Consider the following 14,405-nt stretch of genomic DNA (forward strand, 5'->3'; position numbering starts at 1 on the left):
AACAAAACCATCCACTTCAGATGGAGGAGGACATTTTACCGTGGGAATTAAGGGAGGACATTGCTACGTTGGAACTACAGCATTCTGAGTTCTTGCTTAACGCTTAAGCAAAAAAATAATTCCCACTCCTCTAAACCAATAGAGACGCGTGTTTGCTGACTGTACAATCAGAACATAAAAAATAAATTGTTGTGAAAAGGATTATGTACGCGTTAGCGACACATCAGAGAATACATCAGAGAAATACTAAAGAGAGGATGAAACACTTTTTTAAGAACAACATCGGCATCACCAACATAGGAACTTCTATTTCGATTAGTAGGGGAAACACTTGGACTTGATCCTGATTTCATTTTATCCTCCAGGAAAAGTACTGTTCATAATTCTTTCCAGAGACATTCCGGAAAAGCTTCAGGAACAGCATCTGCGAAGAACATAGCGCAAACACCGACGCTAATTACTTTTCCCGGAGGAAGTCAAATAAATTGTTTGAAATCTATTTCTTTTTTTCCCAAAGGGGAACTTAAGAAGAAAAAGTGGAAATGCTTAAGGCGAGTTCTTTATGCTCTTTGGCATAAAGATGAAGTGGTTCTTTTGCTTGCACTGCATCCCAAGCTTGGTGGAGGCTAAGCGCCCCTGCCCGCGGGCCAGCAGGATGGCCAAACACGCCACGCCCCGGAACCATGGCAAAATCGGCATGACCAAGCTTTTGAAAAAGTGTAGGCAAGGTAACCGCAGAGTCGCTTCCACCGGGCGCTGGAAGGGAACGCTTCAAATTACCAAACGTATTTAAGCACGTTTCTACATTATCAAGCACTTCATCTTCTTCGCTGAGCATACGCGAACCAAAGCCGGGCATAATGATGAGATCGAAGCCACACAAGCGTTGCAACTTAGTCATGACATAACTTGAAACTCCAAAAAAAGGAATGCGCGAGAAACACGCCATAAAATCAAAGTGACTTACCACTGGAACTTGTGCATAGGCACTCAAACTGCGCACCGCGGAAAGGCCCGTGGTAAAGCCATTTACCATGACAGCACCAGCTCCATTTTTCACGGCGATGTCATGCAAGCGCTTTAGTTCACTCACTTCATCGGTGATGTTGGCCAAAAAGATTTTTTTTGTTCCCGTTTCATCTTCAGCTTTTTTACACGCCTCACCCGCTAACTTTGTACGAAGATCAAGTGGAGAATATTCGGTATCGGCAAGCATCTCGTCATCTTTCGCAATGTCGAGGCCACCACACCACGCTTCGTAAGCAAGGCTCACAAAGTCTTCCGGTTTCAAGCCCACATTTGGCTTCACTACTCCACAAAAAATGGGACGATCATACACTTCCAACAAACCACGAATGCCATCCAATCCAAATTTTGGACCAGAAAATGCCGAAAGGTACTCATCGGGAAAATCAATGTCCAAAAGCTTTATCGCCGATACGCCGTGGCTGTAAAAAGCCCCTTCACCGCAAGCAACCGTAAGTAAATTAGGAATGCGAGCACCAAAATTGCGATGAGGATAGGCAATGCGAACAATAAGCCGAGTGTAGGCTTCGGCATGATGGAAAGCAGAAACAAAGTGTGGAGTTTTACTTATTTCTAAAACTTCAAAGTGAACAACTTTTGCAGCAAACTTTGGACGAAAGTCTTCATCTTTTCCAGGGCGAGACCACTGCGCTGTAGACATCTCGGAACAAAGACCCGCAAGCGCAACACGAGGTTCCACGCATGTTTCCACAGAGTATGTAAAAAAAAGATAATCATCACGAAGCAAATTTTCTTCGTCAGCAAAAAATGATTTTATGTCGTGTTCGTGCATTATTTTCTTTTCTCAAAAAAATTATCTTTAAAAACTCATCATGACATATCTACTCTTTTTCCCATTTCTTTTTCTAAACGCTTCAAAGCAGGAAGATAAATTGTTTTTATCTTCTCAAAAATATTTTCTACCGTTTTCGCATTATAGGTATGAGAACTTAAGTTACGGTCATCAATCATAGCAAGAAAAGCTTCTTCATCATCATTAAGCATCTGCTGTTTGAACGCTTCTTTAAGCGTTGTGCGCGGAGTTGTTGTTTCTTTTCCTTCAAATCGGAGGAAAATTTTTAGCATTTTCCACATGAGTTCAAAAGTGAATTCAAATCGTTGAATCGTTCCATCCCGTTTTAACTCGTCACCATCAGATGCAAGCGTAACAGCTTCATCTAGGCGTAAAAGCGCTTTTTTAAATTGGTCAAACGAGTAATAGACCTCTTTTTTTGTCATAGACAATCCTTCCTGTCTCTAAAATGAGTTGCAAAAATTCTGGATCGACTTGAGAAAGAAAAATCACATCGACCGAGTAAAGACCACTTAGAGCATCAAGCTTGGCTTTTAAAACTCTCACTTTTTTTTCTGATGGAGGCGTTGCTTCAAGGGCAAGATCAAAATCAGATGTGGCACTTCCTTCACCTTTTGCCCGTGAGCCAAAAAAATAAATCTTCTCAGGAAGACACTCTTGAATGAGAAGCTCAACTGATTGGCGTAATATTTCTTTTTCTCGTTCTGATGGCACCATAAGAATTATTTTTTTCTTTCCACAATATAATGTGCAAGCGCTCTGAGCGGTTCTGCTTTTTTGTCAAAACACTGCAAAGCTGCAATGGCGTCTTGAATAAGAGTTGCAGCTTTTTCTTTTGCTGCTTTCATTCCCAACAGGGCCGGATAAGTTAACTTGTCGTTCCCTTGATCACTGCCCACTTTTTTCCCAATAAGGGCTTCATCGCCTTCAACATCTAAAATGTCATCGGCAATTTGAAAGGCAAGACCAACTGCTTCACCATAGTTTTGCAAAGCTTGAATTTTTTCTACGCTTGCCCCACATAATTTTGCCGAACAGCAGAGTGGCGCTACTAGCAACTTTCCTGTCTTGTGCCGATGAATGGTTTCCAACACTTCTTCGCTTGCATGCTTTCCGGTGCAGTCCATATCGTACTGCTGCCCACCCGTCATACCTCTGGCACCCGTGGCATCGGCAAGGTCGGACATCACTTCCACCAAAACGTCTGAAGACACTTTTCCTTTTAAGGCACAAAGCACAGAAAAGGCTTCGGCAAGCAAAGCATCACCTGCAAGAATTGCAGTGGCTTCTCCAAAAACCTTGTGGCACGTGGGTTTCCCGCGGCGAAGATCATCATTGTCCATAGCGGGAAGATCGTCATGAATAAGAGAAAAGGTGTGAATCATTTCAAAGGCAACTGCAAGAGGAAGTACTTTTTTTTCATCACATCCAAGCGCAGATGCAGCAGCAAAAGCAAGTATAGGGCGAAGACGTTTTCCACCCGCTTCCAAACTATAACGCATTGCTTTTTGAAGATGTTCGGGAATATCTTTTGCTTCCAGCGAAATACACAAACTTGATTCAAGCAAAAGTTTTTTTTCGTGAAGGTATGAATTGAGATCGAACATAAGTTAGTTTTCGGATGTGAATGATTCTGTTTTTGCAATGCCGTCTTCAACCGCCAAAAGCTTTTCTACTTTCCCCTTCGCTTCGGTAAGTTTTTGTTCGCACAATCTTACCAGCGAAATACCTTGTTCAAACGTTTTCAGCGAATCATCCAAACTGAGGTCCCCGCCTTCTAGGCCACGCACTACTTGCTCTAAACGCTTCATTGCATCTTCAAAACTCTCTTTTAAGAGGTCTTCTTTTTTCTTTGCCGCCATAAAAACTCCTTTAAGTGCAGATTTCCTATTCAGAGGAGAAATGAAAGTCAATGACAATGGCCTTTTCTTTCTTGCACCGCTTCGCATTTCTCACTATGAGACGAAAACACAGTTTTTTTGAAGGGGGAAGGAAATGACGATGATGACGGCAAAAGAACCAAGCGGCCAAGAACGGCGTAAGTTTGCGCGACTAGATCTTGCACTTTCAATTTCGTACAGCGTTGTAGGCTCTAAAGAAATTCCCGAAGATCCTCGAGAAGCCTTAAGCAGTGATGTGAGTATCGGTGGACTTCGCCTCATGACCCCAAACAAACTTGAAAATGGCACTCGCTTAGAAGTTGCCATTGAGCTTCCTGAAGAAGACGAGCCCCTCAAAGCAGATGCCGAAGTCGTGTGGCAAATAAAAATTTCTGACGCCAGCTTTGAAACAGGCGTACTCATCAAAGGCATGTCTGTCAACGATCGCAGCCGTTTTATGTCATTTGTGTTTGATCAGATGGCGAAGGTTGGGTCGTAAGATTTAGTAATTTTCTTCATCCCCTTAGATTAAGGGGATGTTAGGTGGGGTTATTGTTTTTTGCACTCAGAAGATTATTGCTCTTTAGTTAAAAAGCTCTAACTCCCCCTACCCCCTCTTAATCTAAGAGGGGGAAATAATATCAAGCCTTCCGCACGAGCTTCATTTCACCTTCGTGCACTTTTGCACTCAGCTCTTCGCCAATGTTTACCTGCTTTACCGAGCGAATAGTTTCCCCATTTTCATTTTGAAGTACTGCATATCCTTTTGCCAAAATATGCAACGGAGAAAGATGTTCTAAGTTGGAAGCGTATTTCGAAAGTAAGTTTGTCTCACGTTCAATTTTTCTCTCAAGCGATTGAACAATTCTTTCACGAATGTGATCAAGCTGAATAAGCAATTCGGGAAAGCGTTTTGTGGGATCAGCAAGCCGTTCTCGCAATTGCTCCAGCTGCATCATGCGCGTTATATAGGTTTGCTTAAGCGAAAGTTTGAGACGCGAAAAACGATCTGTAATTTGCTGCATCAGTTCTTGTTTTACGGGTACTGCAATTTCAGCCGCAGCAGATGGCGTTGGCGCACGAACATCAGCCACAAAATCGGCAATGGTAAAATCGATCTCGTGTCCAACCGCAGAAATGGTGGGGATACGAGATGCAAAAAGAGCGCGTGCAACGCTCTCTTCATTAAACGCCCAAAGGTCTTCCAACGATCCACCGCCTCGGCCAACAATAAGTAAATCTACATCACGAAGCTGATTTACATCTTCTATAGCTTTAGCAACTTCCTCTGCAGCCCCCTCACCTTGTACCTTTGCGGGCACTACCAAAATATCAACTCCTGCAAAACGGCGAGTGAGCACATGAATAATATCTCTTACTGCCGCACCGGTTGGTGATGTGATCACGGCAATTTTTTTGGGAAGAAATGGAAGTGCTTTTTTATGTTCAGCGCGAAACAAACCTTCTTTTTCAAGCTTTGCCTTCAGCTGTTCAAAAGCCAATTGCAACGCACCTTTTCCTTTGGGTTCAATGTGATCAACAATAAGCGAGTAGGTTCCACGAGGTGCATAAACACTCAATTTCCCGTGGCAGATTACTTCTAATCCATCTTCAAGCTCAAAGGGAAAACGTCTGGAAAGCCCATTAAAGATAACGGTTGAAATTTGGGCTTTGTCATCCTTCAGTCCAAAGTACCAATGATTTGAGGTGCGACTTCGAAAATTGGTCACTTCTCCTGAAATCCAAATATTTAAAAATTGGCCTTCCAAAGATTCTCGAATGTATTCAGTAATCTCGGAAACGCTTAAGATATGTGGTTTTCCAGGTGATGGATATTCGTTTTGCATATGGTCCATGTTGTTTTTTTCACTTTCTGTGTCAAAAACTCGGGAGCAAGCTCCCGAATTTAATCCAGGGAAATCTGCTAAGGGAGTTTTTTGTTTTCCCTTAAGCTTCACCGAAAAACCGGGCAGTTTTCGCTTTTGAACTGTTGACACAGATGAACTGTGTTTTTCTTTTTCAGGAACAACATCGAAGATGAACATTTCTTGTTTCATAAACCCACTCAGAAAAAAATTTACAATCCACTTCCTAAAGCGCGTAAGCGGAATCGGGCTCCCTTGAGCTTGCTGTTCAAACTCACGGCTTGATTGTAGTACAGTTTTGCTTCGTCCATTTTTTTCTCATTTTCGGCCAGTCTCCCTTTCCAATAATACGCATATGAAGACCATTCATCATTTGGATGTGAAAGAAGAAAGCGCTCTAACAAAATATGAGCGTCTTCGTACCGTTGCGGATTTTGCAGAAGCACTAAACTAACGGCTGAGAAATAAAGTGATTTTTTCGCTTGTGGTTCAATGCGTAAAATATGCTCAAACTGGGAAAAGGCCTTTTCATACTGCTTCGCCGAGATAAGTATTTTTCCATAAATATTTCGAAAAAGAATATTGTCTGGATAACTTTGAACAAAAGGAAGAATAGCTTCTTCTCCTTTTTTATCATTTCCTTCTTCCAGATTTATAATGGCCAATACAATACGCGCAAGATCTTTGGCAACCACACCTTCTTTTACAACGCGCTCTATTAGTGCTATCCCTTCAGCTCTTTTGTCTGGCACAAAAGGAACGAACCACAAGTCTTTGGCAAAAACACTTCTCCAATACAAATACATCCCCATTCCAAAATCTGCATCTGCAAACTGAGGATCATTTTTTTGAATGCGTGCGAAAATTTGTCGCGACTTCGTACCCAGCGTATAGGCGCCAATCCAATCTCTGCGCCTGGCTTCAAAAAAACCTTCCAAGCCAATGAGAGAACCTGAAAACATAAGTTCCCAGTTGCTTTGCTTATAATTTTGCATCAACTGGGAAATGATTTTGTCTCCCATTTTTGCGTATTTCATAAATTCATCAAGGTAAGCAAAATTATCTTTTTCCAGCATTTTTACTTCGTTGAGCGCCATTAAACCGAAAGCGCCCGCTGGCGAGCTGGGATAAGCCGTGCTTAAGGCCTGAAAATGCTGAAATGCAGCTTCGTATTCTCTTGCAAAAAGCAATCTTTCGCCTTGCACAAGTTTTGCCGCAATTTTTTCTTGGATGACTTCTTTTTCAGATGCTGCATAGCTTGGCTGAACGCACACAGCCATCAGCAAAAAAATGCTCACAAAATAAGGGTAAATTTTTTGTTTTTGCAAACGGAACATGCGCCAACTCTTACTCCTCCTTACTTTTAAGAACAAGAGCTAAGAAAGAGGAAATTGCAATTTTATTTTAAATACTCTAAGGTTCTGAAAGTTTAAAAGGAGCAACACTATGAAACAGCCTCCTCACCTACTTCTCTACAGCAAGCAGCTCCAACTCAAGCCCATTCTTTTCGAAACACTTGAATCCTTTTACCCAGAACTTGTCCTCACCCAAAGCTACACCGAAACTGACCTCATCGCACCAAAAGCAAAACTGTGCATCATCGATACATTGCATCTAAGCATTGAACAAACTCACGAACTCCTCGAACTTTTGCCAGACATTCCTGCATTGCTTCTCATCCAAAATCTTGACGAGGCAAAACATTATGCTCAAATTATTCGAGGAAGAAGAGAACTTATCACCATCAACGAACTGGGCAACATTTCGCTTATCAATGTGGTGAGGCATCTTTTTGAACGGCAAGAACTTCATAAAGAAGTCCAAAAAAACAAACTTCAACTTCACGAACTTTCTACCAGAGACGAAGAAACAAAACTTTATAATCGAAGACATTTCTGCAGTTTACTTGATCAAGAAATAAAAAAATCAAACCGATATCAACGAGAGCTTTCCCTTGTTCTGCTTGAGTTTAAGAAGAATGAAGAAAATATAAATGAGGATGAAAAGCATTCGTTTTCTTCTCTCACCACTCTCATTCAAAACACCTTACGTGGAACTGACTTGTTGTCGCGCTTAGATGAAAACATTTTTGCATTTTTGCTTCCCGAAACAGATGCTCATCAAGCTCATGTTGTCTGCGAACGCTTGCAAGAACAATTTGATGAACATTTTTTTTCCGAAACTTGGCTTTGTTCTTTTTGTCACATCAGCAAAACAAAAAATGAAATTTTTGCTGAAGCCCTCATTGAAAAAAACATGAAAGCCCTTTTTCTGAAAAGAGATGAACGCATTATCAATGCAAACCAACAGCTTCACCTTCCAGAAAACAATAACATCCATCTCACCCTCAAAGAACCCATTCAAAAAACAATTCAAAGTCTCGGCCGAAAATGTGAGCAAAAATATTTTGAATCAATTGTGAACACGTTCAAGCTTCCCATGAAAGCAAAGAAAGTTTTTTTGCAACACGCCGAGCGAGTTTCCGTTCTTGCAGAACACCTTGCCGAACAATGTAAATTGGAAATACATGAAGTCCAAAACGTACGAAGAGCGGGGCTCTTTCACGATCTCGGCATTCTGGCCATCAACAGAAATATTTTGCTCAAAAAAGAGTCGCTCTCCAAAGAAGAATTTAACGAAGTAAAACTTCATCCTCTTCTGTGTTCGGAAATGTTAAAAACACACTCCCCATTTCAACTCGATCTTATTGCCATTGCGGCGCATCACGAGCGTTATGATGGAAAGGGATATCCGCACGGGAGCAAGCAAAACGAAATTCCCTTTGCCGCTCGAATTTTGAACATTGTGGAAGCTTGGGACAACATGGTCAGCAGCCAAATCTACCGAAAAAAACCTCTCAGCATCAGCAAGGCGCTTCACGAAATCAAACACGGAGCCGGAACACAATTTGATCCCACGCTTGTGCACCACTTTTGCTACATGATCGAACAATAAGCTCATCATTCTCTTGCACTAATCTTCACTGCTTCATTGACACAAAGCCTAAAGCTCCTTATAATGGCCGAACTTTATTTTTCTTTTTATTTATTAAAGGCTTAGGGTGAACAGTTAAATCTCCCTCTTAGACATCACTATGGCGAAAAAGAAACGCGCTCAAAAACGAAATATTGTACAAGAACTGTGGGGCATTTTTTTTATGGCCCTCACCCTCTTCACCGTGCTTTCGCTTTTTTCGTACAGTCCAACCGACCCTGCTCTCAACGCTGTTTCCAATCTGAACACAATTCAAAACCTCTGCGGCATCATTGGAGCCTATAGCGCCGATATTTTGTTCACCATTTTTGGTATTTCCGCCTATGCCAGCGCTTTTCTCTTTCTTTCTCTCAGCCTTATGCACTTTTTTGGAAAACAGATCAAAACGCGCCTCAAAGACATCTTCTATTATCTGGGCCTCATCACCTTTGTGAGCGCGCTTATTCACCTGCGTTTCGAATCAATCCACATCAGTGACTACATCATCGCTGGCGGAGGCGTTATTGGCGGGTTGATAGGTGAAATTTTCACACACTACCTCAACAAACCTGGCGCATATTTGGTTTCTGCGTCTGGTTCGCTGCTCTTTTTCATTCTTTCCACCCACCTCACGGTTGCCGAGTTGGCAAGCTTTGGTAAAAACATTGCCTTTTCTTTAGGCGCTTTTATAGCAACGCTCTCTCAGCGATGCTGGACTTTTTTCATCCACTGCTCCTCACAGTTTTGGACACACGCGCTTAAAAACCCCTTCAAAAAATTATTTTCACGCTCACCATCTTCAGAAGCATTACTCGAAGACGAAGAATTTGAGGAAGAAGATGATGATGAAACAGACGACGACGAAGAAGTGGATGAAGATGATGAAAACGAAGATGACGAAGATGAAGACGAAGAAGATGAGGATGAAGACGAAATAGATGAAGATGAGCTGGAAGAAATTGAACCGCTTCCTCTTTCTGCCAAAACAAAAAATGCCGCTGGATTTTCTCAAGCTGGCCCAAAAATTTTGAAGAAGGCAGATCCACGGCAAAAACGTGTTCCAGATTCACAGCTTAAATTTGCCAAAATGTCTCGCGCCGGCTACGAGCCGCCACCACTGTCTTTGCTGGACACTGGTGATCAAATTAAAATTGACGTAAACGAAGATGCGCTGAAAAAAAATTCGCTTCTTCTTGAAAAAAAGCTGCGCGACTTCGATGTGATTGGAAAAGTAGTTGCCATCCATCCTGGCCCTGTAATTACCATGTACGAATTCGAACCTTCGCCAGGAACAAAGGTGAACAAAATTGTAAACCTTTCCGACGATCTTTCTTTAAGCCTTGGCGGCCGCAGCGTACGCATTCTTCCACATCTTCCTGGAAAAGCAGCCCTTGGCATTGAAGTGCCAAATTACGAACGTGAAATTGTGTGGCTCAAAGATATTATCGCATCTGCTCCTTTTCAAAAATCATCTAATCGCCTTCCCATGGCTTTGGGCACCAACACTAAAGGTGAGGCCGAAGTAGCCGATCTTGGCAAAATGCCACATTTACTCATCGCGGGCGCAACGGGTTCTGGAAAATCGGTTGCTATCAACAGCATCATCATGAGCCTGCTCTACAAACTCAGCCCCGACGATGTAAAGCTCATTTTGATTGATCCAAAAATGTTGGAACTTTCTATTTATGGCGCGATTCCTCATCTTCTTCTTCCGGTTGTTACAAAGCCAAAGCAGGCCATTGCGGCCATGCGTTGGGCTGTGAAGGAAATGGAACGGCGCTATCGCCTCATGGCAGATACAAGCTGCAGAAACATTACCGGCTACAATGAAAAAATTGCGAAGAAAAAAATTACTCTCACCGACCAAGAAAGAGCCGATGAACTTCTGGCGCAAAATCCCGAAGCGGTTGTGCACACAGGAAAACTTCCTTATTTGGTGATTATCATCGATGAGCTTGCCGATCTTATGATGACCTCAAGCCAAGAAATGGAAGAAACCATTACACGGCTTGCACAAATGGCACGAGCCGCCGGGATTCACCTTATTTTAGCCACTCAGCGGCCATCGGTAGATGTAGTAACAGGCTTAATCAAAGCCAACTTCCCTGCTCGTATTTCGTTCAAGGTAAGTTCACGGCACGATTCTCGCACTATCTTGGATGCAATAGGTTCAGAGCGATTGCTTGGCGCAGGTGACATGCTGTTTATGTCGCCAAATGGTGATGGCATTCTTCGTCATCATGGTTGTTTCGTAACTGAATCTGAAATTGCACGTGTGGTGACACACTTGAAACAGCAAGGAGAACCTATCTACAACGAGTCCATTCTTACTTACACCGAAAAAGGTCCTGCTGCTGAAGAAGGTGATTTTAGTGATATTGACAATGAAGTTTATGATGCAGCGGTGAGACTTGTCACCGACAACCAACAAGCTTCTATTTCGATGGTGCAAAGAAAATTGCGCATTGGCTACAACCGAGCAGCAAGACTTATCGAACGCATGGAATCCGAAGGCATTGTTGGCCCATCAGAAGGCAGCAAACCAAGGCAAGTTCTTGGAAGTCGTTTAGAGTAATGCTATGAAAACTTTTTTAATCACTCTTCTTCTTTCCATTTTTTCACTCTCCCCTGCATATGCTGAAAACACTCACGTTGCGCAGATTGAAACTTTTTTTCGTGAAGCTAAAACGCTTCAAGCTCAATTTATTCAAACAACAAAAGTAAATATTTTGGACAGAAACATTCAGCGGAGTGGAAGCATTTATTTAAAGCAAGGTGGAAAACTTCGCATCCAATATAAAAAACCTTATCAAAAAATATATCTCTCAAATGGAAAATATTTGTGGGTTTTAGAACCTGGAAACAAAAGCGCTCTCAATTATAGCTTGGCTGAGGGAACTCTACCAAAAGAAGCGCTCTCTTTTTTGAATGGACTTGGAAATTTGCGGAAAGAATTTCAGATTCTTAAAGAAGAAAAAAATGACGAAACTATTTTTCTTTCTCTGAAACCAAAAAGAAAAAATGCCGGTTATAAGCAACTCGATTTTCTTTTTGAAAAAGATCACTTCGTGCAAACCCTTACCATCCATAATGATTCGGGCAACACTTCTGTCTACCAATTTTCTCAGTGGAAAAAAAATGGCCTTCTTTCAGACCATTTTTTTGAACATCCTGTAAACACAAGTGAATCGCAACGCTAATTGCGAAGTGGTCTTCCTGTTTGCAAAAGTGACATCATGCGTTCGTGCGTTTTTTTATTTCCGCAAAGGGAAAGAAATGCTTCGCGTTCTAAATCGAGCACATGTTGTTCGTTCGTAATATGAAGTGTTGGCTTATCACCGCCACTTAAAACATGCGCAAGCTTTTCTGCGATGACGCAATCGTAGTCGGTGGCAAGGCCTTGAGCCTTCCAATCTTTTAGACCATTTAACAACGCCATTTTTCCACTCTTGCCGGGAAGCTGTATCAACTCTTCACTTGCGGGCACATAAGTTTTGCTCCAAATGAGAAGCTCTTGTTTGGCAGTGTATAACAACTTATCTTTATCTAAAACAATGAGATCATCTGGCGTAAGAAAACCAAGAGATTTTGCTTCAAACGCAGATGTGGAAACTTTTCCAGTTCCAATATACTCAAAAGCTTTTCGAACTTTTTGAAATGGTCCACCATCGTCTGCTGAAAACCAAATTTTATCTTTAGGGTTATGCTTTCGTTTTGCTTCGGCTGCAAATTGAAGCAAAAGGTTTTTGCACCCGCCTCCAGCTGGAACAACACCAGCTCCCATTTCCACTAAACCCATGTAGGTTTCGGCAAGAGCAACTCTTCTGCCAGCTGCTAAAGCAAATTCACAACCACCACCAAGCGCCAATGCATAGGGGACGCTCATTACCGGCTTTGACGAAAAACGCATGCGTTGCACAATATCTTGAAAACTACGAACAGTTCGTTCTAATTCATCCCAACGTTCTTGCTGCGCAGACATTAAAACTAAAAGTAAGTTTGCGCCGGCTGAAAAATTTCCACCTTGGTTTGCAATGAGAAGCCCCGTTCCTTCAGCTTCAACTCGTGCAAGTGATTTATCAAGCATGCCAATAATATCACCGTCGATAGCATTCATTTTGGTGTGAAATTCACAACAAAAAATGCCGTCACCTAAATCGAGCAAACTTGCACCTGCATTTTTTTCTACTACTGCACCTGCTGAAGTATATTCTCGAAGAGAAATATTTTTTTCACTTTCATTTTCTGGAACATGCGTTTTTGTTTGAGGAAAAAAATGAAATCGTTTGTGTGATTTCCATTCATAAAAAGATTTGCAACCGCTCTGAAGCAGTGATTGTACAAGGGCTGGCGGGCTTTGCTTTTCTGTTGCTAATTTTTCACATACTCGTTCAACCCCAAGAGCATCCCACATTTCAAATGGTCCAAGCTCCCAATTAAATCCCCAACGCATTGCTCTATCCACTTGCACAATATCATCCGCAATTTCTGGAATGCGCGCGGCTGCGTAAAGCAAAACATTTCTAATAGTAGGCCATGCAATTTCTGCAGCTTGATCATCTGCAAACACAACCGTTTGCAAACGTTTAGCAGGATCATCGATGCCAAGCGCTTTTCCCAGCGACGGCGTTTTGAATTTCATCTTGGCGCGATATTCAAGTGTTGCAGGATCAATCACTACAATTTGTTTTGTTGCAGGATCTTTGGTGTAAAATCCTTTTCCCACTTTTTGACCAGTGAGCCCTTTCAAAATCATTTTGTGCAAATATTGCGGAAGGCTTAACGAACGTAAAAATTCATCATCTGAGCAACCCTTAATGACATTTTCAGCTACAAGAGAAAGCGTATCCAAACCAACTACATCGGCCGTACGAAACACTGCGCTTTTTGGACGTGCAGTTGGAATTCCACAAACAGCATCAACCGCTTCAACAGGCCAGTTGTGCTTATCAGCCTGATGCATTACATCAAGAAAATGAAAAACTCCAATACGATTGGCAATAAAATTTGGAGTATCCTTCGCAACAACAACGCCTTTTCCTAAAACATTTTCACCAATCTGCGTAATGGCTTCAACAACTTTTGCATCTGTAGTTTTTCCCGGAACAAGTTCTAATAATTTCAAATAGCGTGGTGGATTGAAAAAGTGGGTAACGAGAAATCTGCGTTTTACATCATCACTGAGTTTTTCTGTGAGTTTTTCAACCGATAAACCTGAAGTGTTCGAAGAAAGGATGGCATCTTTTTTAATCACTTTTTCCAAACGTGCATAAAGAGATTGTTTGATGTCGAGTCGCTCGATGACCACTTCAATAATCCAATCAGCATCTGCAAGTTGTTGGAAATCATCTTCAAGATTTCCAATCTTTATTTTTTTGAGATCTGATGCTCGATAAAGTGGAGATGGTTTTAATGTTGAAAGATTTGCTAACGCTTGAAGTGAAAGTTTATCTCTCCATGCAGAGCTCTGCTCTGTAACACCTTTAGATGCTTCATCTGCGCCTGGTGCCTTGAGAGGTAAAATGTCTAGCAACAAAACTTCTAAACCCGTTCCAGCAGCAAGAGCTGCAATTTGCGCCCCCATCACTCCAGAACCTATAACTGCAATTTTTTTTATGTTCATACAAGAGATCCCTCTTATTGTGCGTTTAGGGAATTTGCAATTCATTGTCATTGCGAAGCGTTTTGTGCTGAAGCAATCTCCTCTATCAATTGACCGAGGGGATCGCCACGTTTCACTCGCGATGACAGCGAATTGTGGATCCCCTAAATTCACAAACGAAGTGCAACACTTTATGGATAAGGTGTTGCCATGGGAACCTACTACAAACAACTATCGTTGGAAGA

The 14,405-nt window shown here is 41.9% G+C and carries 12 protein-coding genes and 2 pseudogenes; 5 read left to right on the forward strand and 9 right to left on the reverse strand.

Annotation, left to right across the window (positions count from 1 at the left end; all coding sequences use genetic code 11):
- Positions 1 to 523 precede the first annotated feature (523 nt).
- The 5 genes from COV43_05575 to xseB are packed head-to-tail and all read right to left on the reverse strand — an operon-like array spanning position 524 to position 3,702.
- Positions 524 to 1,819, reverse strand: coding sequence for a ribulose 1,5-bisphosphate carboxylase (locus COV43_05575; protein ID PIR25431.1), 1,296 nt, complete (start codon positions 1,817 to 1,819; stop codon positions 524 to 526).
- A gap of 38 nt (positions 1,820 to 1,857) precedes the next feature.
- Positions 1,858 to 2,265, reverse strand: a complete 408-nt coding sequence (locus tag COV43_05580) for a nucleotidyltransferase (protein ID PIR25432.1) — start codon at positions 2,263 to 2,265, stop codon at positions 1,858 to 1,860.
- A complete protein-coding gene (locus COV43_05585; GenBank protein PIR25433.1) occupies positions 2,234 to 2,557 on the reverse strand; it encodes a nucleotidyltransferase in 324 nt (107 codons plus the stop codon). The genes COV43_05580 and COV43_05585 overlap by 32 nt, the downstream gene beginning before the upstream one ends.
- A 5-nt stretch (positions 2,558 to 2,562) precedes the next feature.
- Entirely contained in the window at positions 2,563 to 3,447 is an 885-nt protein-coding gene (locus tag COV43_05590) for a polyprenyl synthetase (protein PIR25434.1), read from the reverse strand.
- A 3-nt stretch (positions 3,448 to 3,450) separates the two neighbouring features.
- Positions 3,451 to 3,702 carry an exodeoxyribonuclease VII small subunit gene (gene xseB, locus COV43_05595; protein PIR25435.1) on the reverse strand — a complete coding sequence of 84 codons (252 nt, stop codon included), beginning with the start codon at positions 3,700 to 3,702 and terminating at the stop codon, positions 3,451 to 3,453.
- A 133-nt stretch (positions 3,703 to 3,835) separates the two neighbouring features.
- On the opposite strand from xseB, the gene COV43_05600 reads away from it, so the two are divergent.
- A complete protein-coding gene (locus COV43_05600) occupies positions 3,836 to 4,219 on the forward strand; it encodes a hypothetical protein (protein ID PIR25436.1) in 384 nt (127 codons plus the stop codon).
- A gap of 142 nt (positions 4,220 to 4,361) precedes the next feature.
- Here the strand turns inward: COV43_05600 and xseA are convergent, their stop codons facing one another.
- Positions 4,362 to 5,576: an exodeoxyribonuclease VII large subunit gene (gene xseA / locus COV43_05605; GenBank protein PIR25441.1), complete on the reverse strand. Its 1,215-nt coding sequence runs from the start codon at positions 5,574 to 5,576 to the stop codon at positions 4,362 to 4,364.
- A gap of 221 nt (positions 5,577 to 5,797) precedes the next feature.
- Positions 5,798 to 6,922 carry a hypothetical protein gene (locus tag COV43_05610; protein PIR25437.1) on the reverse strand — a complete coding sequence of 375 codons (1,125 nt, stop codon included), beginning with the start codon at positions 6,920 to 6,922 and terminating at the stop codon, positions 5,798 to 5,800.
- Between the two features lie 109 nt (positions 6,923 to 7,031).
- On the opposite strand from COV43_05610, the gene COV43_05615 reads away from it, so the two are divergent.
- Together COV43_05615 and COV43_05620 are read left to right on the forward strand one after the other, a co-directional pair.
- Entirely contained in the window at positions 7,032 to 8,540 is a 1,509-nt protein-coding gene (locus tag COV43_05615) for a hypothetical protein (protein PIR25438.1), read from the forward strand.
- Between the two features lie 139 nt (positions 8,541 to 8,679).
- A pseudogene (locus COV43_05620) lies at positions 8,680 to 9,207 on the forward strand (hypothetical protein).
- A 146-nt stretch (positions 9,208 to 9,353) separates the two neighbouring features.
- On the opposite strand, the pseudogene COV43_05625 reads toward COV43_05620, so the two are convergent.
- Positions 9,354 to 9,515: pseudogene (locus COV43_05625) on the reverse strand (peptidase).
- Between the two features lie 130 nt (positions 9,516 to 9,645).
- On the opposite strand from COV43_05625, the gene COV43_05630 reads away from it, so the two are divergent.
- Positions 9,646 to 11,133, forward strand: a complete 1,488-nt coding sequence (locus tag COV43_05630; GenBank protein ID PIR25442.1) for a hypothetical protein — start codon at positions 9,646 to 9,648, stop codon at positions 11,131 to 11,133.
- A 4-nt stretch (positions 11,134 to 11,137) separates the two neighbouring features.
- Positions 11,138 to 11,758, forward strand: coding sequence for a hypothetical protein (locus COV43_05635; GenBank protein PIR25439.1), 621 nt, complete (start codon positions 11,138 to 11,140; stop codon positions 11,756 to 11,758).
- On the opposite strand, the gene COV43_05640 is transcribed toward COV43_05635, so the two are convergent.
- A complete protein-coding gene (locus COV43_05640) occupies positions 11,755 to 14,232 on the reverse strand; it encodes a 3-hydroxyacyl-CoA dehydrogenase (GenBank protein ID PIR25440.1) in 2,478 nt (825 codons plus the stop codon). The two genes, COV43_05635 and COV43_05640, sit on opposite strands and share 4 nt — an antisense overlap.
- Between the last annotated feature and the right edge of the window lie 173 nt (positions 14,233 to 14,405).

It is taken from the genome of Deltaproteobacteria bacterium CG11_big_fil_rev_8_21_14_0_20_42_23 (assembly GCA_002796345.1).
Taxonomy (GTDB): domain Bacteria; phylum UBA10199; class UBA10199; order 2-02-FULL-44-16; family 2-02-FULL-44-16; genus 1-14-0-20-42-23.

What these genes read in the sequence shown, in the direction of transcription:
- COV43_05640 (PIR25440.1), bottom strand. Translation starts at nt 14,232, where the DNA reads ATGACAATGAATTGCAAATTCCCTAAACGCACAATAAGAGGGATCTCT.
- xseB (PIR25435.1), bottom strand. Translation starts at nt 3,702, where the DNA reads ATGGCGGCAAAGAAAAAAGAAGACCTCTTAAAAGAGAGTTTTGAAGAT.
- COV43_05615 (PIR25438.1), top strand. Translation starts at nt 7,032, where the DNA reads ATGAAACAGCCTCCTCACCTACTTCTCTACAGCAAGCAGCTCCAACTC.
- COV43_05600 (PIR25436.1), top strand. Translation starts at nt 3,836, where the DNA reads ATGACGATGATGACGGCAAAAGAACCAAGCGGCCAAGAACGGCGTAAG.
- COV43_05610 (PIR25437.1), bottom strand. Translation starts at nt 6,922, where the DNA reads ATGTTCCGTTTGCAAAAACAAAAAATTTACCCTTATTTTGTGAGCATT.
- COV43_05630 (PIR25442.1), top strand. Translation starts at nt 9,646, where the DNA reads ATGTCTCGCGCCGGCTACGAGCCGCCACCACTGTCTTTGCTGGACACT.
- COV43_05585 (PIR25433.1), bottom strand. Translation starts at nt 2,557, where the DNA reads ATGGTGCCATCAGAACGAGAAAAAGAAATATTACGCCAATCAGTTGAG.
- COV43_05590 (PIR25434.1), bottom strand. Translation starts at nt 3,447, where the DNA reads ATGTTCGATCTCAATTCATACCTTCACGAAAAAAAACTTTTGCTTGAA.
- xseA (PIR25441.1), bottom strand. Translation starts at nt 5,576, where the DNA reads ATGGACCATATGCAAAACGAATATCCATCACCTGGAAAACCACATATC.
- COV43_05635 (PIR25439.1), top strand. Translation starts at nt 11,138, where the DNA reads ATGAAAACTTTTTTAATCACTCTTCTTCTTTCCATTTTTTCACTCTCC.
- COV43_05575 (PIR25431.1), bottom strand. Translation starts at nt 1,819, where the DNA reads ATGCACGAACACGACATAAAATCATTTTTTGCTGACGAAGAAAATTTG.
- COV43_05580 (PIR25432.1), bottom strand. Translation starts at nt 2,265, where the DNA reads ATGACAAAAAAAGAGGTCTATTACTCGTTTGACCAATTTAAAAAAGCG.